Origin of the sequence: Geotalea uraniireducens, assembly GCF_027943965.1 — a bacterium.
In the GTDB taxonomy this organism is placed as follows: Bacteria; Desulfobacterota; Desulfuromonadia; order Geobacterales; family Geobacteraceae; genus Geobacter; species Geobacter uraniireducens.
The window spans coordinates 1,585,434-1,607,711 of record NZ_AP027151.1 but is presented as its reverse complement, the minus strand read 5'-3'; the positions used below and the strand labels follow the sequence as shown (position 1 = coordinate 1,607,711).

Below are 22,278 nucleotides of genomic sequence, written 5' to 3'. Positions count from 1 at the left end.
GGGTGAAGACAAAAAAAGGGCGGAAGCGGCGAGCTTCTGCCCTCTGGAGGGACCGATTAACGGGCCTTGCGCGAAATCATCTCGTAGCCGACCTTGCCGGCGGCAATTTCCCGCAGCGCCACCACCACGTTCTTGTTGACCGCTTTGTTCTCGATCAGCGGCCGCGCCCCTTTATAGAGCTGTTTCACCCGTTTCGATGCCAGCATCACCAGGAGAAATCTGTTATCAACCTGCTCCAGACAGTCTTCTACCGTAACCCGTGCCATTACTGCTCCTTTCTTAAACCCGGCCCTCAACGGCCGGAAAATAGCCAAAAGCCCGACCGGACAGTCAAGTCAGGGCAAAAAGTTCGGCCACCCCTTCAAGGACCCGGGATGTCCGGCACCGTTCAGCGATGATCACCGATTTGAGCTCTTCGACCGCCCGGCTGAACTGGTCGTTGACGATAATGTAATCATACCAGCGGGATTCACGGATCTCGCCGGCCGCCGCACCAATCCGCCGGCTGATCACCTCGTCGCTGTCTGAAGAACGGCCATTGAGTCGGCGGCGCAGTTCCTCGTAGCTCGGGGGAAGGATGAATACATAAACGCCACCGTGGTAGCGCTCTTTAAGCTGGCGGGCGCCCTGGCAATCGATATCCAGAATGATATCGATCCCCTGGCTGCGGCACTCTTCCAACGTGCGAATCGAGGTCCCGTAAAAATTGCCGTGGACCTCCGCCCATTCGGCAAACTCGCCGGCGTCGGCCATCCGGCGGAATTCCTCCGGAGAAACGAAAAAATAATCCTTGCCGTGGACTTCGCCGCCCCGCGGCTGACGCGTCGTGTAGCTGACAGAATGCCGCAGGCCCGGGAAAATGTCAATTATTTCCTTGCACAGCGTGGTCTTGCCCGCCCCAGACGGGGCAGAGATGATAAAGAGAACCCCCTCGCGTTTCATACTTCGTCACACCTACCTATTCGATGTTTTGTACCTGCTCGCGAATTTTCTCCAGCTCGGCCTTCAGCTCTACCACCAGGGCGGCCATCTCCGCATCATTGGCTTTCGAGCCGATGGTGTTGACCTCGCGGTTCAGCTCCTGCATCAGAAAATCGAGTTTTCGGCCAATCGGCTCGGCCAGCGCCAGCGTATCGTCAAACTGGACGAGATGGCTTCTGAACCGGACCAGTTCTTCGGTGACATCACTCCGATCCGCCATGATCGCCACTTCCTGGACGAAGCGCGCTTCGTCAACGCCGCTGCCGCTGATCAGTTGGGCCAGCCGTTCCCGAAGCCGGCCGGCATACTCGGTGACCACCGCCGGCGCCCGTTCGGCCACCCGGTCGATCAGCCGACCGAGCGTTGTCCGACGGGTAACGAGATCGGCAAGCAGTGCCGCCCCTTCCCTGCCGCGCATCGCTTCCATCGCCTCGATCGCCGCACCGACCGTCCGGAGCACCTCGTCGCGCAGGAGTTCTTCGTCCTCGCCGACCTCGCCGGTAACCAAGACGTCCCGCTGGGCCAGGACCAGCTGCAGCGTCACCTGGTCGGGGAGACCGAGCTCGGCGCGCATCTGATTGAAGGTGTCGCGGTAAGCTCGCGCCAGCGGGAGATTGACCTGGGGCTGGACGGTGGCGTCGCCATGTTCTTCGCGCTGAATGAAGACATCGATCTTCCCCCGTTTCAGCCGGCTTCCCACCAGCTTGCGCACATCAGTTTCGAAGGCGATCAGATTGCGCGGCAGCTTGACGGACACCTCGCCGTAGCGATGGTTCACCGCCCGCAGTTCGACGGTTGTCCGCCCCTGCTCGGTTTCCGTGACGGCCTTGCCGTACCCGGTCATACTCTTGATCATAGTTGCTCCGTTCTTCCAGCCGGCGGCAGAGACCACCGCGGGACGTTCTATCGGGCGGCAGTCAGTTTCTGCTCCCAGCGCCACGCATCGCCGATAATCGTTGCCAGATCGTCGTAGCGGGGACTCCAGCCGAGCAGCAAGCGGATCCGTTCCGCCCGGGCCACCAGCATTGCCGGATCGCCGGGGCGCCGGGGCGCTTCGACCACCGGGAAATCAACGCCCGAAATCCGCTTTACAACCTCGATCACTTCCCGGACGCTCTCGCCGCGCCCGTAGCCCACATTCAGCACCGTCGATTCGCCCCCCCGCTCAAGATAGCCAAGGGCGGCGAGATGAGCGGCAGCCAGGTCTTCGATATGGATATAGTCGCGAATCCCAGTACCGTCCGGCGTCGGATAGTCGGTGCCGAAAATCGCCACCTGATCGCGCAGGCCGAGGGCCGCCTGACAGGAGACCTTGATCAGGTGGGTCGCTTCCGGGGTCCGCTGTCCCATCCGCGCCAACGGATCGGCACCAGCCACGTTGAAATAGCGCAGGGCGACGTAACGGAGTCCGTGGGCAAGCCCCACGTCCCGCAGCATCCATTCGCTCATCAGCTTGGACGTCCCGTAGGGATTGATCGGGCTCGTCGCACCGTCTTCGGCAGCAAGGCCGTTTTCCGGCATCCCGTAGACGGCGGCGGTGCTGGAGAAGATAAACCGCTCGACGCCGTGCTTGGCACAGGCAGTCAGCAGGTTGAGCGTGTTGCGGGTATTGTTCGTATAATACTTGAGTGGCGCAGTGACCGATTCCGGAGCGACGATCGAGGCCGCAAAGTGCAGTACCGTCCGGAAGCCGTGCTCGGCAAAGAAGGCATCGAGACGGGCCGTGTCGGCCAGGTCACCGACCACCAGTTGCTCGCCGCAGACGAGGGCATCGGCGCTGCCGGTGGAGAGGTTGTCGTAGACCACCACCTGGTACCCCGCCTCGGAAAGTTGCCGCACCACATGACTGCCGATGTAGCCGGCACCACCGGTTACCAGAATCTTCATTGCTCCCCCCTTCTTTCCTCATCGGCGGCCGCCCGGGTTGCTGCAACCTTCCCTGCCGGCAGCCAACACAGATCAGACTCGATAATAGTCGCGATACCAGGCGACAAAGCGGGCAATTCCCTCGGCAACGGGAGTCGCAGGACGGAAGCCGACATCCCGCATCAGGTCGTCGACGTCGGCATAGGTAGCCGGTACGTCGCCCGCCTGGAGCGGCAGCAGATTTTTCTTCGCCGTTTTGCCGAGGCACTGCTCGATGGTCTCGATGAATGTCATCAGTTCCACCGGGTTATTGTTGCCGATATTGTAAATCCGGTAGGGAGCGAAGCTGGTCCCCGGGTCGGGGGCATCGCCCCGCCAAGCCGGATTCGGCGCCGGCGGCCGCGCCATTACCCGCGCCACCCCCTCGACGATGTCGTCGATGTAGGTAAAATCGCGTTGCATCTTGCCGTGATTGAAGACATCGATCGGCTGCCCCTCGATGATGGCGCGAGTAAAGAGGAACAGCGCCATGTCCGGCCGCCCCCATGGCCCGTAGACGGTGAAGAAGCGCAGACCGGTCGTCGGCAGCCCGTAGAGGCTCGAATAGGTGTGGGCCATCAACTCGTTGGCCTTTTTGGTCGCGGCGTAGAGCGACAGCGGGTGGTCGACGTTGTCGTGGACGGAGAACGGCATACTGGTATTCGCCCCGTACACCGAGCTCGACGAGGCATAGACGAGGTGTTTGACGCCGTTGTGCCGACACCCTTCCAGGATATTGGTGAAGCCGACAAGATTGCTTTCGATATAGGCGTGGGGATTTTCCAGCGAGTAGCGGACCCCCGCCTGGGCCGCCAGGTTTACGACGATGTCGAACCGCTCGGCGGCGAAGAGCCGGTTGACGGCGTCCCGGTCGGCCAGGTCTCCCTTGACGAAGCGGAACCGCTCGTTCCCTTCGAGCTGCTGCAGCCGCGCCAGTTTGAGATTGACGTCGTAGTAGCTATTGAGGTTGTCGTAGCCGACAACCCGGTCGCCGGCAGCCAGCAGCTTCCTCGTCAGATGAAAGCCGATAAAACCGGCAGCGCCGGTCACGAGCACATTACGCATATCGTGGTTCCTTTACGCCCGCTCATTTGCAGTGAGTTTGGAAGTGTAACATATCACCCGACCGATGGAAAGGGGGGCGACAGCAGCCTATCAATCCCCGCCAGCAGGGCGGTGGCAGTGATGCTCGATCGGCAGGCGCGATCCTTGTCGCACTCCTTGCGCAGGCAGGCGCGACAGGGTAGCGGCGACTGGACGAGCACATGGCTGTCTCCCCGGGGCCCGTTCCGCTGTCCGTCGGTAGACCGATAGAAAGAAACGGTCGGGGTACCGACGGCTGCCGCCAGGTGGACCGGCCCCGTATCGCCGCCGACAACCAGATCGACTTTTTTGATCAGGGCACAGAGCCCCTTGACGGTCAGCTTCGGCAGAACCCTTGCCGCGCCGCCAATGCCGGCGGCAATGGTTTCGGCAGCCTTCCGCTCCTCTTCATTGCCCCAGGAGAGAACAATCGAAGCGTCGGCGTACCGTGCCGCCACCTGCCGACCGAGTTCGATCCACCCCTCTTCGTGCCAGAGCTTGGTCCGCCAGGTGGTGCCGTTATGGAAGAGGAAGACGAAACCGTCGGCGAGGGTTGCCAAGAGCGCTTCGGCCGCCGCGTCGTCGTCAGGAGTAGTGTAAATATCGGTGCCGATGCCCATCCCGGCGTAGTCTTTGCCGAAGGGAACACTGACCACGCGCAGTGACCGGGTGGAAACATGGTAATCCTGGCGGCGGAGCGGCACTTGGTTCGTTGTAAAGAGGAGGTTGAGCGATTCCCGTACCCCCTCGGCATCGAAGCCGTAACGGCGCTCGGCACCGGAAAGCCAGGCGATCAGGCCGCTTTTGAAGTTTCCCTGCAGATCGAAAGCGATGTCGTACGAAGCCTCGCGAAACGCTGCGCGCAGTGCCCCGATCTCCCGGCGGGTGGCGGCGGCAAAAGGATGCTTGCGCCAGACCTTGGTCTTGACGATATGGAGCCGTCGCAGCAGCGGATGCCCTTCGAGGACCTCGCGGTTCCCCTCCTCCACCACCCAGTCGATCTCGATCCCCGGCACTACCTGGCGCAGATAATCGAGGACCGGTAGGGTATGGATCACGTCGCCGAGGGCGGAAACTTTGACGATCAGTACACGCATCGCAACAACCTCATGGCCGGCCGGGTCGCCCACCGACCGAAGCCGGCAAGACGGACAGCAGCACCTCTAGGGTTTCCCGAACATTCCGTTCCATAGTCAGCGGCAGGACTGTCCGGTACGCCTCCTCGCCCAGCCGCTCCCGCACTGCGGGAGGCGCCAGGCGTTCGAGCGCCGCGGCAATTGCCGCCGTGTCGAGCGGATCGTCAACCACGAAGCCGTTTTTTCCGCTGTCGATCAGTTCGGCTACGCCGTTGAAACGGCTGGTGACCACCGGCAGTCCCGCCGCCATCGCTTCCAGAGTGGCATTGCTGAACGGATCGTAACGGGTGGGAAAGGCAAAGACGTCGCAGCCGAGATAGAAACGATTAACATCTTTTCTCGGCCCCGTAAAGACCACACGGTCGCCGATCCCCAACCGGGCCGCCAGGCGGCGGTATTTGGCCGCCCGCCCCTTGCCAACGACGAACAGGCGGAACGGCACGGAAAGACGCGCCGCGGCACGGATCAGGGCCGGCACCCCCTTCCGCTCGAAACCGGAGCCGACATAGAGGAGCCGCAACTCATCCCCCAGGCCGAACTCCTCCGCCAGGCCGGCCCGCGATTCCGGAGCCGCGCTGCGATCAAAGGCGGCCGGTTCCAGGCCGTTCCGGACTATTCTGACCTTCTCCGGCGCCACGCCATAGATATTAACGATATCATCCCGAACGAACGCCGCGTTGGCAATCACCCCCCGCAGCGCCGGGTCGGTGAACAGCCGACGCTCCAGCGCCAGATAGGTCCAATGAAGTGGGTTGAGCATGGTGGCCAGCCGCGCCGGCCACCCCTTGCCGAGGTTCTTCTGCCGTAGCCAGCGGCGGTGGCAGCCGTCGCCGGCCCGGTAGACATCCTGCCGGAGGGTCCGTTCCAGACTGAACACCAGATCGAACCGTTCGTTCGCCACGAGCCGCCGGGCATTCCGGGCAAAGACGATCGCCCGGAGCCAGCCGAACGGCGCCCGGACCGGCACCCGGTGAAACGTGACCCCCGCGGTATCGTCCGTCTCCCAGGCAGCGGCGATAACGTGCACCGCATGCCCCGCGGCCAGCAGGCTGCTCACCAGTCGGGCCATATAGCGCTCGGCGCCGCCGAACGGCGTATATCGCTGTCTGATCAGGGCAATCTTCACGGCCGCTCCGTTTACCGTTCCCCGACCAGCCACCGCCACAGCCAGCGCCGCTTCCAGCCCCGGTTAACGGCGGGCTCGGTCGAGATCTCGCGCCGGTGCTCCCGCACCGTGGTCCAGGTAAAGTCGAGAAATGTCCGGCTATGGCCGGCCGCCGGCCCAAAGGTATCAAGCTCAAACTTCTTCCGTGCATCGACCGGCGTGTTGCAGCTCAGATCCCGGGAAAGGCTGTGGTATTCCCGCTTTCGGTCGATATCGGCCCGGATGTGGCACCGGTAACGGGAATTAAAGTACCGCTGCCGGCAGCCGTGGGCTTTCTGGAATTTGACGAACCGGTAATCCTCGGCGCCGTAATGTCCGCTGAACTCTTCGTCATACCCCCAGAACCGCATGAAACGGGCCCGCGACAGGAAAAAGGTGTTGGCGTGCCCCTTGCGGGATTTGCCGCTGTGCTGGTCGATGCGATAAATCTTGTAGATCGAGCGGCCGCACTCGGGGGCCTCGATCATCGCCCGCAGGGTTTCTTCCGGGAATTCGTGGTCGAGGTCGGTCAGGAGAATTTTGTCCGATTTCGCATAGACGGCGCCGAGGTTGCGGGCGCCGCTCTGGTTCCAGCGGATATCCTCGTTGACCCGCAGCCAGGTGATATTGAGATTCAGTTCCGGGATCTCGGGCTGCAGCGGCGAACCGTCGTCGACGATGACGAAGTGGAGCCGGTCGAGCACCGCCCGGTCGCACTGTTCGTACCGCTTCAACAGGTTGAAGACCGCGTTGGGCGATCCCTGATTGAGATAATAATGGGTGATATAGGTCAGCGCAATGTGCGACCAGTCGTTCTTGACGCCGCTGATCGCCTGCTGCCGGCTCGGCTGGGTCATCGAGCGATAACAGTGCTCGAACATGGCGGCGCCGCCGTTCGCCAATTGCCGGTCGTCGCGAACGGTGAAGAGGTTCTTCAGCCGGAAACGGTCAAGCAGGGCAATGACCGCCCCATCGTCGCCACTGGTGCCGGCCAGCAGCAGGTTGACGGCGGTAAGGCGGTTGTAGATCAGATTGTTCAGCCTCCCCGGCTGGACGGCGTCGTCAGGAAACCAGGTCCTGACGATCATGAACGGCTGACGGGTCAGGAGACGCCAAAGGAGGAACAGGCGCAGATCGTCGTCGTTATGGACGTGGACGACCCGGAACGGCGTTTGTTGGTACAGCGCACCGATAGTCCGCAGCAGCTCGGCGGTGCCGGCGGTGGCAGCAACGGTCGTTCGGGCAGCCGGTGCCGGCACGGCGTCCGCCAGATCGTTGCGGATTAGGAAGTGGGCCGGCAGCGCGGCCTCGGCAGCCAGCACGGCAATCCGCCCGCACAACGCGGCGCTGCGGTCCGGCGCCGCCCCCCGCAGCAGGGCACATAAAATCGGATGAGTCATTGAATGGTATTCCTCCGCATGTCGTTCCGGAACAGATCAATCCTTGGCACAGCCGCCGCCCGAGCCGCCGGGTATCACCGGCGTCACCCCGGTCGCGGCGGCCGCCGGCTCATTTTCCGGCAACGACCACCAGCCCGTTCCCCAGGAAAGGAATTGCCGGAATAATGACGATCCCCTTGCGATACAGGGGTTTGGTGCCGGTATGGGCGGAAAGCCGGCTGAAGCCGAACGGGGCCAGCGCATCCTTGACCGAGAAGTAGTCGTAATACCGGCGGTGCGTCTTGTCGTGATCGGCATACCAGATCGAGCCGGTGAGCCGGGCGACATAGCGCATCAGGTCGAGGCCGTTTGGCGTTTTCAGGATCATGATGCCCCCCGGGGCAAGGATCCGGCACGTCTCCCGGAAAAAATGGTCGATCGAGTCGAGATGCTCGATAACCTCATGGGAGGTCACCAGATCGACGCTGGCCGACTCGACCGGGAAGTCCTCGTTTTCGAGATCGCAGGACTTGAACAGCAGGCCGGGATAGCGCTGCCGCGCCGACGCAAGCGGGGTCTCGAACTTGTCCAGACCGAGGATTTCCGCCGTGGGAAAACGCTCCCGCAGATAGGCGCAGAGTGTCCCCGAACCGCAGCCCAGGTCAACGATCCGCCGCGGCTGGAGCGGCTCCCTGACATAGGAGATGAACTTGGCGTATTTCTTCCGCAGCCCGCCGAGGGACTGGGCGACGATGTCGTCGTAGTATGCCGCCGAATAATTTTCCTTTTTCATTGCACCAATTCCAGAAACTCCCGGGTAAAGTTCTCCAGCCGGCCGATGTCGAACCACTCGCTCGACCGGGCCATCCCGGCAGCCAGCTTCGCCTTCTCGTCATCGTTCAGGTCGAGGGCCGCCAGGACCTGCCGGTAGAGGTCATCCAGATCGTCAACCGCGAACAGCAGGGCGTTCGTGCCATCTTCCAGAAATTCGTTGAGCGCCGGCACGTCGGAGGCGACCACGACGCAGCCGGAATGGCCGGCTTCGATCGCCGGCAGGCCGAACCCCTCGTAGCGCGACGGCATCAGGTAGACATCGGCCCGCTCATAGAGGTAATTGCGCACCTCGTTGGAAATACTCGTCAGAAAGAGCAGTTTGCCATCCAGGTTATTGACCTCGACAAACTCCCGGATCGCCTCCCGCCTGGCCTTGTCCGGGCTGGAGCTGGCCAGGATGAAGACTACGTCCTCGCGGCTGCCGGCAACCCGTTTCGCCGCTTCGAGGAACAGGTCGTATCCTTTGCGCAGCTTGAGCTGGCAGATGAGAAAGACCACTTTCTTGCCCGGCAGGCGATACTGCTCGATCGCCGCGGTGCTCCGCTCCAGGTAGCGTGCGTTGAAAAAATGCCGCACCGTTTTGATTTTTCGCTCGTCGAGGCCGATCAGCCGCGCATAGTCGAGGTTGTGGCGCGAATAGAACACCAGCCGGTCGACATGATACCACGGCCAGTGCCGGAAATAGTTGAAGAGCCGTTTTTTCGCCCCGCGCCCCCCGCCGACGGCGCCGAGCCGCCAGATGATATTGTCGACCTTGACCGGCGCCCGGAGCGGGTTGTCCCGGTCGTCGGTAATGTAGTCGTCATGGAGGATTCCCGCCTCGCTCTGCACCGTCCGGCACCCGAACAGCCGCGCCAGGAAGACGAGCGGGAAGCAGCCCGAACGGAAATGGTTGACGAACAGCAGATCCGGGCGAACCAACAGTAGCAGCAGCAACGCGGCAAAAAACGAACGGCACAGCGACCAGAGCCGGTTGTTACGGTAAAACAGGCCGGGGAGCCGGTACGTCCGGACCCCTTCGTAGCTGCCGAACATCCTGGTGCCGGCGGTTTTCCGGGTGGCAAAAAACACCTGCAGCGTCCCTTCGTCCGCCAGCTTCTTGCCGATCACGAAATCCGGGAACATGTTGTAGCGCGGCAAGAAGGCATCCGGCGACACAATCAACACCCTGCGGGGCACCTTATCGTTCATCGTCAGCAAACCTCACTCCCCGGATAAATCCGCCGAAACCACAGCGCCACTATCACTGCAATCCCTCCAGAAACCGGAAAAGCCGTTGCGCCAGACTCTCGTAGCTGCGGCCGTTGACCACGATCTCCCTGCCCCGCTGGCCCATTTCGGCAAGCCGGTGCGCCGGCGCGGCAAGCACCTGCCGGACCGCCTTCTGAATGGCATCCTTCCTGAAATCACAGAAAAACGCCGAACGTTCATCGAAGAGGGCAACGTATTCAGGAAGGTAATTGACGATCGCCGGCATGCCGATGCCGTAGTATTCGAGCGTTTTGGTCGGCGACGAGACATTGTAGAGCCGGTTCTCCGGGATCAGTCCGATGCCCGCGTCGTAGCCGGCCATCTTCCTGAAGAGTTCCGGCCGCGGCAGCGGCGGGCAGAGCGTGATCCGCCGGTCGCCGAGTGCCGCAATCTTCCGTGTGGTGGCATTGTCGCTCCGGGTATAGATATCGAGGGCAAAATCCTCGTCGAGCCCGGCCAGCGCCTCGGCAATCAGGTCGGTCTGGCGGAGCGAATCGACCGTGCCGGTATAGATGAGCCGCTTTCGCCCCCCCCCTGCCGGCTGATAGGTCGGCAGCCCGGCGAAGTCGATCCCCATCGGTAGCGCCAGGTGGGGAATGGCCAGCCCGGGGTAGAAACTGGCCTGAAACTCCGGCGACATGGTGACAAGAAAATCGCACCGGTCGACCAGGCGCCGTTCGAAGTAGCTCCGGACCCGGTATTCGACGCTTTTCCGCAGGACCGCCCGCCGCTCCTGCTCGGCCTCGAAAAGCCGCCGATAGGTATGGGGAAAGGAATTCCAGAAACCGATCCTGAACCCCACCCCTTTGCGCTGGCGCACGACGTCCCGCAGCACCGGAAAGAAATTGCGGACGATGACGAAGTCAACGCTCGACAGGGAAACGAAGCGGTCGATCTGGCCGGCGGCCCCGTGCCGCTTGAAGCGGTACGGCAGGATAAGCCGGCGCCCATCGCAGTACGGCTCGCGCCGCTCCCGGGAGAAGTAGACCAGCTGAACATCGCAGTGCGCCTGCAGATAGCCGCCAAAAATCCCCTCGATCGACGAGTGATCCGAACCTTCGAACTGATCAGTGATGCAGACAAGCTTCATAGGCGGCAAAGACTTCTTCCACGGAGATAAGGCGCATGGCGCTGTCGTCACGCTGCTTCTTGGGGAGGCGATGGACAAAGCTCCCGTCTTTCTGGATCACCCGGTGCAGGGTCGGGTCCTGGTACGGGCCGGTGCCCAAGTGGTTGGCCGCCGAGAAGAGCGACAGCGTCGGGACGCCGAGGGCGATCGCCAAGTGCATCGGGCCGGTGTCGCCGGTGACGAGCAGCGAAAAACGCCGGATGAGATAGGGTAAATCGGCGATCCCGTAACGGCCGCAGCAGTTCAGCACCCTGTTGCCACAGGCATGGACGAGCTTTTCTCCCAGGGGGCGCTCCCGGTCGACGCCGGTAACGACGATGGTCACCTCGGGATCGGCCGCCAGGATCTTTTCGGCCAGCCGGCCGAAGTTGTCGATCGGCCACATGTTGTAGGGATGGGACGCCCCTACCTGGAAGCCGACTATTTTCCCCGCTCCGCCCAGACCGGCCAGGACCGCGGCGTCCCGGTTCCCGTCCCTAAGCGGCGGGATTTCCATGGTCGGATCGATCACCGTGCCGCCGAGCAGCCGGACCAAGTCGAGCCGATCTTCGATGGTGTGTTGCCGTTTCGGCATGAACTGGTGCGAAAGGTAAATCCGCTGCGGACTCGCCGTCGGGTGCTTGAGGATGAACCGGGCACCGCTCAGGACCGCCAGGGCGATATCCTGGGGGCCGTTGCCGTGGAAGATGAGTGCCGCCTCCGGCTGCTGCCGACGCAACTCGGCGACGGTGCTGAAAAAACGCCTGTAGCCGCCATGATAGAGAACCGTCTCGTCGACATAGGGAAAACCGGCAAAGAGCGGCGCCACGTTGCGATGGACCAGGAAGGTGATCCGCGCCTCGGGAAACGACTTGCGCAGGCTCTTGATCGCCGGCGTCGAGAGCAGCGTGTCGCCGAGCGCCGTCGAAGAGATGACCAGAAGACGGGCCGGCGGGCGCTCGAGCCGCTCAATGGGCTGCAACTGCTGCGGGTGGGCTCGCAGGTAGCGTTCGAGGTACCGGTCGAGCAGTTTGTGGAGGAATCTGGCCATGGGCTTCCGTAAATGAAATGGGGTCGGCGGGCCGACGCCTGGTCAGGCTTTTTTTCTCGTCGCCAGGTACAGCGGCGCCCAAAACGGGCTGGTATAGATCCGCAGCCGGCTCTTGAACCACGAAACACTATCCTTGACGACGATGCGGGGAATCGCATAGGGGTCGGTGCCGGGCCGGACGACATCCGGACGGACGGTGAATACCCCCTCGTAGCCGGCTTGCCGCGCCAGGGCCACCCCTTCGGCATTGAAACTGCCGTAGGGCCAGCAGAGAAAGCGGCATGGCCGCCCCAGCCGTTCTTCCATTACCCGCTTCGACTCTTCGATCTCGGTCCGCAGTTCCTCGCCCGCCAGCTCGCCGCATTTCCGATGGGAGACGGTGTGCGAATGAAATTCGATCAGGCCGCCGCGGGCCATCTCCTCGATCAGCTCCCACCCCAGGACCACCTTGTCGGCATCGCCGTCAGCAATCAGCCGTTTGGCCGCGCCGTGGGAGGGAATCTCCGCCGCCGCGGCGCCTTCCTGGCAGCCGCACTGGCCGGTGCGGCCGGTCACCACGAAGATGGTCGCCTTGATCCGGTAGCGCGCCAGGGTGGCGAAGGCGTAGCGGTAGTTGTCCAGCCAGCCGTCGTCGAAGGTGACGACCACCGCCCGCTCCCGCAGTGCCAATTCGCCGCGCAGATAGGCGCCGAGTTCGTCGAGGCTGAGGGTTCGGTACCCCTGCTCGGCCAGATAGCGCATCTGGCCGTCGAAGACCTCCGGCGTGACGGTGACCGTATCGCCGCGGTGCGGGTTGACATGGTGGTACATCAGCACCGGCACCGGCCTCATCGCGCCCTCCCCTCAACGAGCTCCTGGTAAAGGGCAAGCATCCGCTCGCACATCCGCTCCACCGAAAAATCGCGGCGGACGATTTCCTGCCCCGCCCGCCCCATGGTCGCCGCCAGCCGGCGATCCTCGATAAGGGCGATGATCCGTTCGGCAAGCTGCTGCGGCTCGTTCGGCGCCACCAGGAACCCGTTGACCCCGTCGTGGATTACCTCGCCGACACCGTCGACCCCGCAGCCGATGACCGGCTTGCCCATCGCCATCGCTTCGAGGAACGAGGTGCCGAGCGCTTCCTGGAGGGTCGGCAGCACGAACAGGTCGAAGGCATTGAGCAGATTGGGAATGTCGTTGCGCAGACCGAGCATGATTACCCGCGATGCCAGCCCGAGCCGGTCGATCGCCTGGCGGATGTTCTCTTCCTGGGGGCCGTTGCCGGCAAAGACGAACCGCGCCTCGGGAAAGCGGGTCAGCACCTGCGGGATTGCCTCCAGCAGGATATGGTGTCCTTTGCGGTAACGGAGGATGGCGACGGTACCGATCAACGGTTCGTCGGCGCCAAGGCCCAGTTCCTGACGCAGGGTGGCCGGCGCCCGCTCGGCGCAGAACCGTTCGAGGTCGATGCCGGTGGGGATTGCCGTCACCTGTTCCGGGGCAATCCCTTCGCCGAGCAGATAGCTCCGGACGTATTCGCTGACCGTGACCACCCGGTGTGGCAGCACGCTGTAGCTGATCTTCGAGGTGATCGGCAGCGCCAGATGCCGGGTCCTGACGATCACCGGCCGCCGGCCGGCCAGCCGGCCGGCAAGCCCGGCGAGGAAACTGTCCCGGCCGCTGTGGGTATTGACGACGTCGACCCGTTCCCGGGCGATGACCCGCATGATCCGGACGATCGCCGGCAGATCGAAGCTCTTCCGCATCGGGGCGTGCAGGACCTCGATCCCAGCGGCGGCGGCCCGCCGACCCAGCTCCGCTTCGGCCGGGCAGAGGATCAGCGGCCGCTGGCCAAGCGCCTTCAGGCCGCTCGCTTCCCGGAGCGTCCGCTGTTCCTGGCCACCCCATCCTTTCGACGATTCCGTATGGAGCACCGTCAGCATCCCGGTCGTGTCTCCTTCAACTGTGCGGTAATGATCGACATGACGGTGTCGACATCGATTTCTTCCAGGCACCGGCTGATCTTGCTCCCCTCGCAACCATCCTGGCCACAGGGGATGCAGTCCGCCGCCCCCTGGATGGCGACGTTCCGGCCGAACCGCTGCAGGCCGTTGCGTTGCGCATAGGCGGGAATGCCCGCCGTGGCCGCCTCATTGTCCCAGGGGCCCCAGTGGAAGACGCCGGACGGACCGAACAGGGCGACCACCGGCGTCCCGACTGCCGCCGCGATGTGCATCGGGGCGGAATCAACGCCGAAGAAGAGCGCCGCCCGCGCGGTGATGGCCGCCAGCTCATTGATGGTGGTTTCCCCCAGGAGGACGAGCGGCCGACACCCGTCAGGGAGCAGGGCGAGGATGCCTTGCGCCTTTGCCATCTCCCGCGGGTCCGGAGACGAGGTGATCACGACTTTGAGCCCCTCGCTGAGCAGCCGCCGGATCACCTCGGCCATGGCCTCGTCGTTCCAGCACTTGAAGAGCCAGCGGGACGTCGGGTGGATATGGACCACCGTGTCGCTGTCGGCAATCGCCGCCCGGGCAAAGATTTCCGCCACCTTCCGCCGGGCCGGCTCGGGAATGGCGAACGTCACCGCCGGCGTGGCGGTAGTGATCCCGAAAGCACTCACCGTCTGGAGGTTCTGCAGCACGGTGTGGGCCTGGCGATCGATGGCGGCCAGGTGCGTGTACAGCCGCCGCTTGCCGAGGAAGCCCCGGCGGCCGGGATCTGCCGCCAGCCGGTAGCGGGCGCCGGAGAGAAAGGAAATCAGCGCCGGCCGGTCGCCGCTGGTCAGGTCCACCGTCATGTCGAAGCAGCGAGAGCGAATCTCCCGCAGGAAGGCCGCCTCCCGTCCCAGCCGTTCGCGCCACGGCAACGATTTGATCCCTCGGTCGTAGGGGATGATCTCATCGATCAGCGGATTGCCGGCCAGGACCTCCTCGGTCCCCCGGTTGACCAGCGCCACTACCCGGGCGGCGGGAAAGGTTTCCTTCAGGGCGCGGAATACCGGCACCGTCAGCAGCACATCGCCGATATGACGCAGCTTGATCACCAGGATCCGCTCGACGTTAGTAAAGATGTTGGGCTTTGTGTTCATCGTTGGGCGCCGTGAGAAGTTCCCGGATTTTGGCATACTTGGCAAAGGTATAACACGCGTAGAGCACCGACAGCTGGAAGCCGTCGGCCCCGTCGAGAATCCCCCGCTTCAGGATATACATCTTGAAGAAGGTGAACAGCGAACGGCCGACCACCGCCAGTAAGCCGGGGCAGCGACGTCTCTCCTTGACGGCTTCCGCCGCCGCCAGGGTCGAGTAACGGTCCATCCGCTGGAGATAATCGGCGATCCCGGCATAGGTAAAATGGATCAGGTTGCCCGCCAGCGTCCCGACCGGCCCGGGGCACTCCACCGCCTCGTGCACCAGGCGGTCGCCGAACCGGCAGCGCTGCCGGTTGTAAAGTCGCAGATTGTAGTCGGGATACCAGCCGCAATGGCGAATCCGCCGGCCGCCGAAGTAATTCTCCCGCGCCACCCGGTAGCCGTCGCAGCGAGTCGGGTCGGCATTCAGGATCGAGGCCCGCAGCTCGGGCGACACCCGCTCGTCCGCATCGATGTTCAAAAGCCAGTCGTGGGTCGCCTGGTCGGCGGCAAAATTCTTCTGGGCGCCGAATCCGCGCCACTCGTGGTGATAATAGCGCACCCGGGGATCGGCGCGGCAAATCTCCTCGGTCCGGTCGCTGCTGCCGGAATCGACAACCACGATCTCGGCGACGAAATCGAGGCTTGCCAGACAGGCGCCGATATTCCGCTCCTCGTTGCGGGCAATGATGGTCGCCGAGATGTTCGTCACGCCGCACCTCCGCCGCCGGCCGGCCGCTCGCCGAGATCGATGGCCGCCGCAACTACATCCTCAACGGTAACCGCCAGCATACAGCGATGGTCGGTCGGGCATTCCCGCTTGAGACAGGGGGCACAGGGGGTGACAGCACGAACGACCGCCGTCCGTTCCGCGAAGGGTGAAGTCGTCATATGGTCGGTGGGACCGAAAATCGCCACCAGCGGTACGGCAAAGGCTGCGGCCACGTGCATCGGTCCCGAATCGTTGGTGACGAAGAAATTGCAGCGCTTGATCAGAGCCAGCAGTTCCCGGACCGAGGTTGTGCCGACCAGATCCGCGGCCTCCCCCTGCATCGTCGCCGCAATCTCGGCAGCAATGGCCGCTTCTCCCGGGCCGCCGGTAATCACCACCTTGGCGCCCCAGCGGGCGGCCAGTTGATCGGCGACCGCCGCAAACCGTTCCGGATACCAGCGCTTGGCCGAACCGTAACTGGCGCCGGGATTGATGCCGATCAGGAAATCGCCGGGAGCGATCCCCCGCGCACCGAGCAGGTCGGCCACGGCAGCATCCTCTGCCGGGGTGGTCTGCAGCGCCAGGCGGCGCTCACCGCCACAGATACCGAACCGGCCAAGCATCGTCAGATAATAGTCGACGTGATGGAGCCGCTTGGTCTCCTCGGCCAGCGGCACGCCATGGGTAAGGAGCGGCCCCCGGCCATCGGTCCGGTAGCCCATCCGGCGGGGAATCCGCGCCAGCCAGGCAAGCAGCGCGGCATCAATGGCATTCTGCAGCAGAACGGCCAGATCGAAGCGGCGGCGACGCAGTTCGACGGCCAGGCGGAGCTTGCCGGCAAAGCCGCGATGGCGCCCCTGCCGGTCGTAGACGATCACCTCGTCGACCGCCGGATGGGGGATGAAGAGCGGCGCGACGATGGGATTGGCCAGCACGGTCAGCCGGGCACCGGGGAAACTCGCCCGGAGCGCACCGAGCGCCGGAGTGGTCATCACCGCATCGCCGATCCAGTTGGTCGACCGGACGAGCACGTTGCGAATCGCGGCGCGGTCGGGAAAGGGCTCGTCACTGCTCACTCATTACTCCTCATCGACAGGTTCCGCTTCCTCCACGAGCATAACCGGGATTCCCTCCCGGATCGGATATTTGAGCCGGCACGGCCGGCAGGTGAGCCAGCGACCGTCGGCCGTGGCAGCCAGTTCACCCTTGCAGCGCGGGCAGACCAGGATTTCACGTAATCCGGATGATAGTACCATAGCGGTCAACTCCTTTGAAGAACTTTATCGAGCGCCGTCTGCAGGGGCGCGGGATCGTCGAGCTGCAGCTCCAGCGCCGCAACGTAAACGGCGCCGAGCCGCGGAAGTTGGGCAGCCAGTTTTACCGCATCCTTGCCGGTGGTCACCAGGTAATCGGCACCGGAAGCGTCACGGGCCGCCAGCAGCCGGTCGCGCTCGGCATCGCCGTAGCCGGCGTGATCGGGGAAGCGGACCGTCGCCGCCAGGTCGAGCCCCGCCTGCCGCAAGGCGGTGAAGAACGCTTCCGGGTCGGCGATCCCGGCGAAGGCAACCCCGCGCCGGCCATGGAGGGCCGAGAAACCGAGCAGCGGCCCCCCCACAGCCGGCTCCAGGCCGAGCAGCCGATGACGGGCCCGGCAGGCGGGAACGGCGCCGGGAAGCAGCGGTGGACTGGCATCCGGACAGCGGGTATAGATCAGCAGGTCGGCCCGGCCGAGAGCCGACGGCGGCTCGCGGAGCAGGCCGGCCGGCAGCGTTCTGCCGTTGCCGAGCGGCTGCCGGCAATCGAGGAGCAGGATATTCAGGTCCCGGTGGAGGCGGAGATGCTGGTAGCCGTCGTCGAGGATAAAGACATCGGGATCGAGCCGCTCCTGGGCCAACAGCCCCGCCGCATAGCGGTCCCGGCCGATGACCACCATCAGGCCGGGGACCATGTCGGCCAGCAGCACCGGTTCGTCCCCCGCCTCGGCGGCGGAATGAAAAACGGTCCGGCCATCGGCGACGAGTCGGGCTTCGCCTTCAAGGGAACCGCCGTAGCCACGGGAAAGAACCGCTACCCGCTTCCCCCGCGCCATGAGCAGCCGGGCAACCAGGGCCGTGGTTGGCGTCTTGCCGGTACCGCCGACCGTCAGGTTCCCCACCGAGATAACCGGACGGGCGAGCCGCCGGGTCCGCACGAGTCCCGTCGCGTAGGCCAGCGCCCGCAGCCGAAGGACCAGGGCGTAAGGGACGGCGAGCAGTCCCAGCAGCGCCATGAGCAGCCGTTCCAGCACACTTCGCCGTTCGCCGGCGACCAGGCGGCGGAAATAGGCCTCACCCTTCACGACCGTTCCCCCGCGGGGATCAGCCGGTCGATGATCTCCAAGTGCCGGGCGGCAGCGCCGCCACAGCGGGCCAGCAGCTGCAGCCCCGCCCCCCCCATCCGCTGTCGCTGCGCCGGGGCGGCGAGCAGCCGGTCGAGTTCCCCGGCCAGCGCCGCGCTGTCGGCCAGCTGGCTGCCGGCGCCGGCTTCCAGCACCAGGGCGGTGATCTCCCGGAAATTGTGCATGTGCGGACCGAACACGACCGGCGCCCCAACCGACGCCGGCTCCAGCAGATTGTGGCCGCCGGTGTCCACCAGGCTGCCCCCGACGAAAACGACGTCGGCGAGGGCGTAGAACTTCATCAGCTCGCCGATGGTATCGACGAGAAGCACCGTTCCCGGTGGCGCCGGTGCCGCCGGCGAGGCGAGCCGCGAACGAACGATGAACGGGATACCCCACTGCCGCAACAGTTCACCGACCTCCGCAGCCCGCTCCGGATGGCGGGGAACGAGGACCAGCGCCAACGGACGTTCCTGCCGCAACCGCGCAAAGGCGGCCACGACCTGTTCCTCTTCCCCCGGATGGGTGCTGCCGGCGGTGATGACCGACACGCCGGCGGGGATCGCATACGTCTGCCGCAACTGCTGCCGTTCGGCCGGACCGACTTCCGCGACCGGCAGATCGTATTTGAGGTTCCGCGCCACATGAACCCGCGCTGGCGGAGCCCCGATCGCCACGATCCGCCGGGCATCCTCCTCGGTCTGCATGCAGAAGGCACTGACCTCGGCGAGGACCGGGGCGAAAAAGCGGCAAAAACGCCGGTAACGGGGGAACGAACGATCGGAAATCCGGCCGTTGACCAGGACTGTCGGGATGCCCCGGCGCCGGGCGGCCAGGAGGAAATTGGGCCAGAGCTCGGTTTCGACGATGATCACCAGCGAGGGAGCAACGGCACGCAGCGCCCGGCCGACCGCGAAACGGTAATCGAAGGGAACGTACAGGCAGAGGTCGACCTCGGCGATCCCCCGGGCAATCCGCTGGCCGGTTTCCGTGCCGTTGGAGAGGACGAGCCGCCAGGCGGGATGGCGCCGTTTCAACTCCTTCAACAGCGGCCGGACCGCCATGGTTTCGCCTACCGACACCGCATGAATCCAGACGGTTCGGGCGCCGGCCAGCCGGGACAGCTTGTCGGCCGGGATAAAGCCGAACCGTTCCCCGAACCCGGCGAGACTCCGTCCACGCTTGAGCGAACGGTAGAGATGATAGGGGATAATGAGCGGCGTCAGGAGGTAGAAGAGAATGTCGTAGAGGACATAGAGCATGTCGTGTGTACCCGGCCGTCGGATCAGGCCGGGGTCTCGGCCGCTCCGAACTGCATGTCGTACAGTTTTCGATAGAGTCCGCCCCGGGCCAGCAGTTCGTCGTTCGTCCCGCTCTCGACGATCTCGCCCCGCTCAAGAACGACGATCCGGTCGGCATGAAGGATCGTCGACAGCCGGTGGGCAATAACGAAGGTCGTCCGGTTCTTCATCAGGTTGTTGAGCGCCTTCTGCACCATATGCTCGCTCTCGGTGTCGAGGGCGCTGGTCGCCTCGTCGAGCAGCAGGATCGGCGCGTTCTTCAGGATGGCCCGGGCGATGCAGAGCCGCTGCCGTTGTCCCCCCGACAGCCGGACGCCTCGGTCGCCGATATTGGTGGCATACCCTTCGGGCATCTCCATGATGAATTCATGAGCGTAGGCTGCCCGCGCCGCTGCCTCCACCTCGGCATCGCTGGCATCGGTCTTGCCGTAGCGGATATTGTCGGCAATCGAATCGTTGAACAACGTCGTCTCCTGATCGACCAGGGCGATCTGGCGCATCAGGTCGTCGAGCCGGAGCTGGCGGACATCGATGCCATCGAACAGCACCGCCCCGTCGGTCACATCGTAGAACCGGGGGATCAGCGACACCACCGTGGTCTTCCCCGCCCCCGACGGCCCGACCAACGCCACCACTTCCCCCCGACGGGCGGTCAGCGAGACGTTCTTCAGGACATAATCGTCGCCGTAGCGGAACGAGACGTTGCGCAGCTCCACGTTGCCGCTGGCCCGGTCGAAGGGGACCGGCTGCGCCGGATCGGTGATTTCCGGCCGTTCGTCGATGACCTCAAAGACCCGCTCCGCGGCGCCGATCGCCCGCTGGACGGCGGAATAGGAGTTGAGCAGCCGCTTGATCGGGCTGTAAAGCATCCCCATCGCCACCACGAACGAGAAGAACTCCTCCGGGGTCATGTGGGACTTGAGCACCGCCTTGCCGCCAAACCACATCACGGCGGCGATGCCGATCGCCATAATGATCTCCATGCTCGGCGCATTCAGGGCATCGTACTTGTAGGTCTTGCGGATGTAATGGTAATAGTCGCGGTTGGTGGCACGGAATTTGGTGACCTCCCGCTCCGACAGGCCGAAGGCCTTGATCACCTTGATCCCGGAAAAGGTCTCCTGGAGGATGCTGGTAATGTCCCCCATCCGCCCCAGCGACTGCTTCGACAGGTTTTTGATCCGCCGGCCGATCTTCTGGGCGGGGACGGCGGTAACGGGAATCACCAGGAACGAGATGATCGCCAGCCGCCAGTCACGATAGAAGATCACCCCGAGCAGCCCGATCGCCGTCACCCCGTCGCGGAGCAGGCCGGTGACCACGTTGGCCACCCCGTCCTGCATCGAACCGACGTCGTTCATGATCCGCGACATCAGCACCCCGGTGGGATTGCGCTGGAAAAAGCGGAGCGCCAGCCCCATGGTCCGCGCATAGATCTCGTTGCGGATGTCCTGAATCGCCAACTGGCCGGCGGTCCGGATGAAGTAGTCCTGCAGGAACCGGCAGATGCCGCGGAACACATAGAGGATCATGATCGCCGCCGGCAGCATCATGAAAATCATCATGTTCTTCTCGGTGAAGATCTTCCGCATCAGCGGTTCGACCAAGTAGGCGAGGGCCGCGTCGGTACCGCCGACGCCGAACGAGGCCGCCATCGAGATGACAAAGCGCCACCAGTACGGCTTGCTGTATTGAACCAGTCGCTTGAAGGTATTCATGGGCTACCCAGCATCTCCAGAACGAGCGCAGCGACCTTGGCCGAACCGCCGCCGCTCCCGAGGTTATTTTTGACCTGCCGCAGCTTCTCGCGCACGGCCGCCGCATAATCCCGATCATCGAGGAACCGGCCGATGGCATCGGCAATGATCGCCGGCTCCGCATCGTGCTGGATCAGCTCGGGGACCACCCGCTCACCCGCCACGATATTGCAGATCCCGATGTGATCGACCCGGATCAGCCGTTTCCCCGCCTGATAGGTCAACGGCGACACCTTGTAGATGATCACCATCGGCACCCCCATCAGGGCGATCTCCAGCGTCACGGTGCCGGAAACGGTGACGATGGCATCGCAGACCTGCATCACGTCGTAGGTCCGCCCCTCGATCACCGTGACGTCCAACCCCGCCGCCGACAGCTGCGGTTCGAGATCCTCGCGGGTCAGGCTCGGGGCGAGCGGCAGGATGAACTGCAGTTCCGGATAGCGCTCCCTGAGCGCGCCGGCGGCGGCCAGGATCGTCGGGAAAAGGCGGGATATCTCCCCATGGCGGCTACCGGGGAAAAGCCCCACCGTCCGCCGCGCCGGCTGCAGGCCGAAGGCGGCGATCGCCGCTTCCCGGCCCATGGTCGGCCGGACCGTCTCGGCCAACGGATGGCCGACGAAGGAAACCGGCACCCCCGCCCGCTCGTAGAAAGGAACTTCGAAAGGGAAAACCACCGCCATCCGGTCTACCAGCCGGGCGATCTTCTTGACCCGGCCGACCCGCCACGCCCAGACCTGCGGACTGATGTAATAGAGGACCTTGACCCCGGCTTTCTTCGCCAGCCGGGCGATCAGCAGATTGAAATCGGGGTAGTCGATCAGGATCAGCAGATCGGGGGGATCGTTCTTGATGACGGCTTTCAGGGCCCGGTAGGCGCGGTAGATGACTCCCGAATGGGCAAGGACCTCCACCAGCCCGATCACCGCCATTTCCGACGAATCGACCAGCGTCTCTACGCCGGCCGCCCGCATCAGCGGCCCGCCGATGCCGAAGAACGCCACCTCCGGATCGCGGTGGCGCGTCTCTTTCACCAGGTTCGAGCCATGGAGATCGCCGGAAGCTTCGCCGGCCACGATCATCACCCGTTTTGCCAAGGAATTCCCCATTCAAAAATCGGAGAGACGCCCACCGGGGGCGTCTCTCGCTG

22 protein-coding genes are annotated in these 22,278 nt (G+C 64.1%); all 22 read right to left on the bottom strand.

Annotated elements, in window-relative coordinates; translation table 11 throughout:
• Positions 1-56 precede the first annotated feature (56 nt).
• On the bottom strand, positions 57-266 hold the full coding sequence (gene rpoZ / locus QMN23_RS07545; protein ID WP_282003094.1) for a DNA-directed RNA polymerase subunit omega: 210 nt from the start codon (positions 264-266) through the stop codon (positions 57-59).
• Between the two features lie 64 nt (positions 267-330).
• Entirely contained in the window at positions 331-942 is a 612-nt protein-coding gene (gene gmk / locus QMN23_RS07540; RefSeq protein ID WP_282003092.1) for a guanylate kinase, read from the bottom strand.
• A gap of 16 nt (positions 943-958) precedes the next feature.
• On the bottom strand, positions 959-1,837 hold the full coding sequence (locus tag QMN23_RS07535) for a YicC/YloC family endoribonuclease (protein ID WP_282003090.1): 879 nt from the start codon (positions 1,835-1,837) through the stop codon (positions 959-961).
• A 47-nt stretch (positions 1,838-1,884) separates the two neighbouring features.
• Positions 1,885-2,868 (bottom strand): UDP-glucose 4-epimerase GalE, encoded by a 984-nt coding sequence (gene galE / locus QMN23_RS07530; RefSeq protein ID WP_282003088.1) that lies wholly within the window; start codon positions 2,866-2,868, stop codon positions 1,885-1,887.
• A gap of 72 nt (positions 2,869-2,940) precedes the next feature.
• Positions 2,941-3,951: an NAD-dependent epimerase gene (locus QMN23_RS07525; RefSeq protein WP_282003086.1), complete on the bottom strand. Its 1,011-nt coding sequence runs from the start codon at positions 3,949-3,951 to the stop codon at positions 2,941-2,943.
• A 53-nt stretch (positions 3,952-4,004) separates the two neighbouring features.
• Positions 4,005-5,066, bottom strand: coding sequence for a lipopolysaccharide heptosyltransferase I (waaC, locus tag QMN23_RS07520; protein ID WP_282003084.1), 1,062 nt, complete (start codon positions 5,064-5,066; stop codon positions 4,005-4,007).
• Positions 5,067-5,076: 10 nt separating this feature from the next.
• Positions 5,077-6,231, bottom strand: coding sequence for a glycosyltransferase family 4 protein (locus QMN23_RS07515; protein ID WP_282003083.1), 1,155 nt, complete (start codon positions 6,229-6,231; stop codon positions 5,077-5,079).
• 11 nt (positions 6,232-6,242) lie between these two features.
• Positions 6,243-7,649 (bottom strand): glycosyltransferase, encoded by a 1,407-nt coding sequence (locus QMN23_RS07510; RefSeq protein WP_282003082.1) that lies wholly within the window; start codon positions 7,647-7,649, stop codon positions 6,243-6,245.
• A 109-nt stretch (positions 7,650-7,758) separates the two neighbouring features.
• Positions 7,759-8,421 (bottom strand): class I SAM-dependent methyltransferase, encoded by a 663-nt coding sequence (locus QMN23_RS07505; protein ID WP_282003080.1) that lies wholly within the window; start codon positions 8,419-8,421, stop codon positions 7,759-7,761.
• Positions 8,418-9,653, bottom strand: coding sequence for a glycosyltransferase family 4 protein (locus tag QMN23_RS07500; RefSeq protein ID WP_282003078.1), 1,236 nt, complete (start codon positions 9,651-9,653; stop codon positions 8,418-8,420). The genes QMN23_RS07505 and QMN23_RS07500 overlap by 4 nt, the downstream gene beginning before the upstream one ends.
• A 52-nt stretch (positions 9,654-9,705) precedes the next feature.
• Entirely contained in the window at positions 9,706-10,803 is a 1,098-nt protein-coding gene (locus QMN23_RS07495) for a glycosyltransferase family protein (RefSeq protein ID WP_282003076.1), read from the bottom strand.
• Positions 10,781-11,872, bottom strand: a complete 1,092-nt coding sequence (locus QMN23_RS07490; RefSeq protein ID WP_282003075.1) for a glycosyltransferase family 9 protein — start codon at positions 11,870-11,872, stop codon at positions 10,781-10,783. Before QMN23_RS07490 ends, QMN23_RS07495 begins: the two co-directional genes overlap by 23 nt.
• 42 nt (positions 11,873-11,914) lie before the next feature.
• On the bottom strand, positions 11,915-12,703 hold the full coding sequence (locus tag QMN23_RS07485) for a polysaccharide deacetylase family protein (RefSeq protein WP_282003074.1): 789 nt from the start codon (positions 12,701-12,703) through the stop codon (positions 11,915-11,917).
• On the bottom strand, positions 12,700-13,794 hold the full coding sequence (locus QMN23_RS07480) for a glycosyltransferase family 4 protein (protein WP_282003072.1): 1,095 nt from the start codon (positions 13,792-13,794) through the stop codon (positions 12,700-12,702). The genes QMN23_RS07485 and QMN23_RS07480 overlap by 4 nt, the downstream gene beginning before the upstream one ends.
• Complete coding sequence (gene rfaQ, locus QMN23_RS07475) at positions 13,788-14,942, bottom strand: putative lipopolysaccharide heptosyltransferase III (protein ID WP_282003070.1); 1,155 nt, start codon at positions 14,940-14,942, stop codon at positions 13,788-13,790. Before rfaQ ends, QMN23_RS07480 begins: the two co-directional genes overlap by 7 nt.
• On the bottom strand, positions 14,914-15,693 hold the full coding sequence (locus QMN23_RS07470) for a glycosyltransferase family 2 protein (protein ID WP_282003068.1): 780 nt from the start codon (positions 15,691-15,693) through the stop codon (positions 14,914-14,916). The genes rfaQ and QMN23_RS07470 overlap by 29 nt, the downstream gene beginning before the upstream one ends.
• On the bottom strand, positions 15,690-16,769 hold the full coding sequence (waaF, locus tag QMN23_RS07465) for a lipopolysaccharide heptosyltransferase II (protein ID WP_282003066.1): 1,080 nt from the start codon (positions 16,767-16,769) through the stop codon (positions 15,690-15,692). The genes QMN23_RS07470 and waaF overlap by 4 nt, the downstream gene beginning before the upstream one ends.
• 3 nt (positions 16,770-16,772) lie before the next feature.
• Positions 16,773-16,949, bottom strand: coding sequence for a Trm112 family protein (locus QMN23_RS07460; RefSeq protein WP_282003064.1), 177 nt, complete (start codon positions 16,947-16,949; stop codon positions 16,773-16,775).
• A 5-nt stretch (positions 16,950-16,954) separates the two neighbouring features.
• Complete coding sequence (lpxK, locus tag QMN23_RS07455; RefSeq protein ID WP_282003062.1) at positions 16,955-18,031, bottom strand: tetraacyldisaccharide 4'-kinase; 1,077 nt, start codon at positions 18,029-18,031, stop codon at positions 16,955-16,957.
• Complete coding sequence (locus QMN23_RS07450) at positions 18,028-19,332, bottom strand: 3-deoxy-D-manno-octulosonic acid transferase (RefSeq protein WP_282003060.1); 1,305 nt, start codon at positions 19,330-19,332, stop codon at positions 18,028-18,030. The genes lpxK and QMN23_RS07450 overlap by 4 nt, the downstream gene beginning before the upstream one ends.
• Before the next feature lie 23 nt (positions 19,333-19,355).
• Positions 19,356-21,089 carry a lipid A export permease/ATP-binding protein MsbA gene (gene msbA, locus QMN23_RS07445; RefSeq protein WP_282003058.1) on the bottom strand — a complete coding sequence of 578 codons (1,734 nt, stop codon included), beginning with the start codon at positions 21,087-21,089 and terminating at the stop codon, positions 19,356-19,358.
• On the bottom strand, positions 21,086-22,237 hold the full coding sequence (gene lpxB, locus QMN23_RS07440) for a lipid-A-disaccharide synthase (RefSeq protein ID WP_282003056.1): 1,152 nt from the start codon (positions 22,235-22,237) through the stop codon (positions 21,086-21,088). Before lpxB ends, msbA begins: the two co-directional genes overlap by 4 nt.
• Positions 22,238-22,278 lie beyond the last annotated feature (41 nt).

Bases quoted from the DNA above. Each gene is read 5' to 3' on its own strand.
- QMN23_RS07450 (WP_282003060.1), bottom strand. From the start codon at position 19,332: ATGCTCTATGTCCTCTACGACATTCTCTTCTACCTCCTGACGCCGCTC.
- lpxB (WP_282003056.1), bottom strand. From the start codon at position 22,237: ATGGGGAATTCCTTGGCAAAACGGGTGATGATCGTGGCCGGCGAAGCT.
- QMN23_RS07490 (WP_282003075.1), bottom strand. From the start codon at position 11,872: ATGGCCAGATTCCTCCACAAACTGCTCGACCGGTACCTCGAACGCTAC.
- QMN23_RS07495 (WP_282003076.1), bottom strand. From the start codon at position 10,803: ATGAAGCTTGTCTGCATCACTGATCAGTTCGAAGGTTCGGATCACTCG.
- QMN23_RS07500 (WP_282003078.1), bottom strand. From the start codon at position 9,653: ATGAACGATAAGGTGCCCCGCAGGGTGTTGATTGTGTCGCCGGATGCC.
- QMN23_RS07480 (WP_282003072.1), bottom strand. From the start codon at position 13,794: ATGCTGACGGTGCTCCATACGGAATCGTCGAAAGGATGGGGTGGCCAG.
- msbA (WP_282003058.1), bottom strand. From the start codon at position 21,089: ATGAATACCTTCAAGCGACTGGTTCAATACAGCAAGCCGTACTGGTGG.
- QMN23_RS07525 (WP_282003086.1), bottom strand. From the start codon at position 3,951: ATGCGTAATGTGCTCGTGACCGGCGCTGCCGGTTTTATCGGCTTTCAT.
- QMN23_RS07460 (WP_282003064.1), bottom strand. From the start codon at position 16,949: ATGGTACTATCATCCGGATTACGTGAAATCCTGGTCTGCCCGCGCTGC.
- rfaQ (WP_282003070.1), bottom strand. From the start codon at position 14,942: ATGAACACAAAGCCCAACATCTTTACTAACGTCGAGCGGATCCTGGTG.
- gmk (WP_282003092.1), bottom strand. From the start codon at position 942: ATGAAACGCGAGGGGGTTCTCTTTATCATCTCTGCCCCGTCTGGGGCG.
- QMN23_RS07510 (WP_282003082.1), bottom strand. From the start codon at position 7,649: ATGACTCATCCGATTTTATGTGCCCTGCTGCGGGGGGCGGCGCCGGAC.
- QMN23_RS07485 (WP_282003074.1), bottom strand. From the start codon at position 12,703: ATGAGGCCGGTGCCGGTGCTGATGTACCACCATGTCAACCCGCACCGC.
- QMN23_RS07535 (WP_282003090.1), bottom strand. From the start codon at position 1,837: ATGATCAAGAGTATGACCGGGTACGGCAAGGCCGTCACGGAAACCGAG.
- QMN23_RS07505 (WP_282003080.1), bottom strand. From the start codon at position 8,421: ATGAAAAAGGAAAATTATTCGGCGGCATACTACGACGACATCGTCGCC.
- galE (WP_282003088.1), bottom strand. From the start codon at position 2,868: ATGAAGATTCTGGTAACCGGTGGTGCCGGCTACATCGGCAGTCATGTG.
- waaC (WP_282003084.1), bottom strand. From the start codon at position 5,066: ATGCGTGTACTGATCGTCAAAGTTTCCGCCCTCGGCGACGTGATCCAT.
- rpoZ (WP_282003094.1), bottom strand. From the start codon at position 266: ATGGCACGGGTTACGGTAGAAGACTGTCTGGAGCAGGTTGATAACAGA.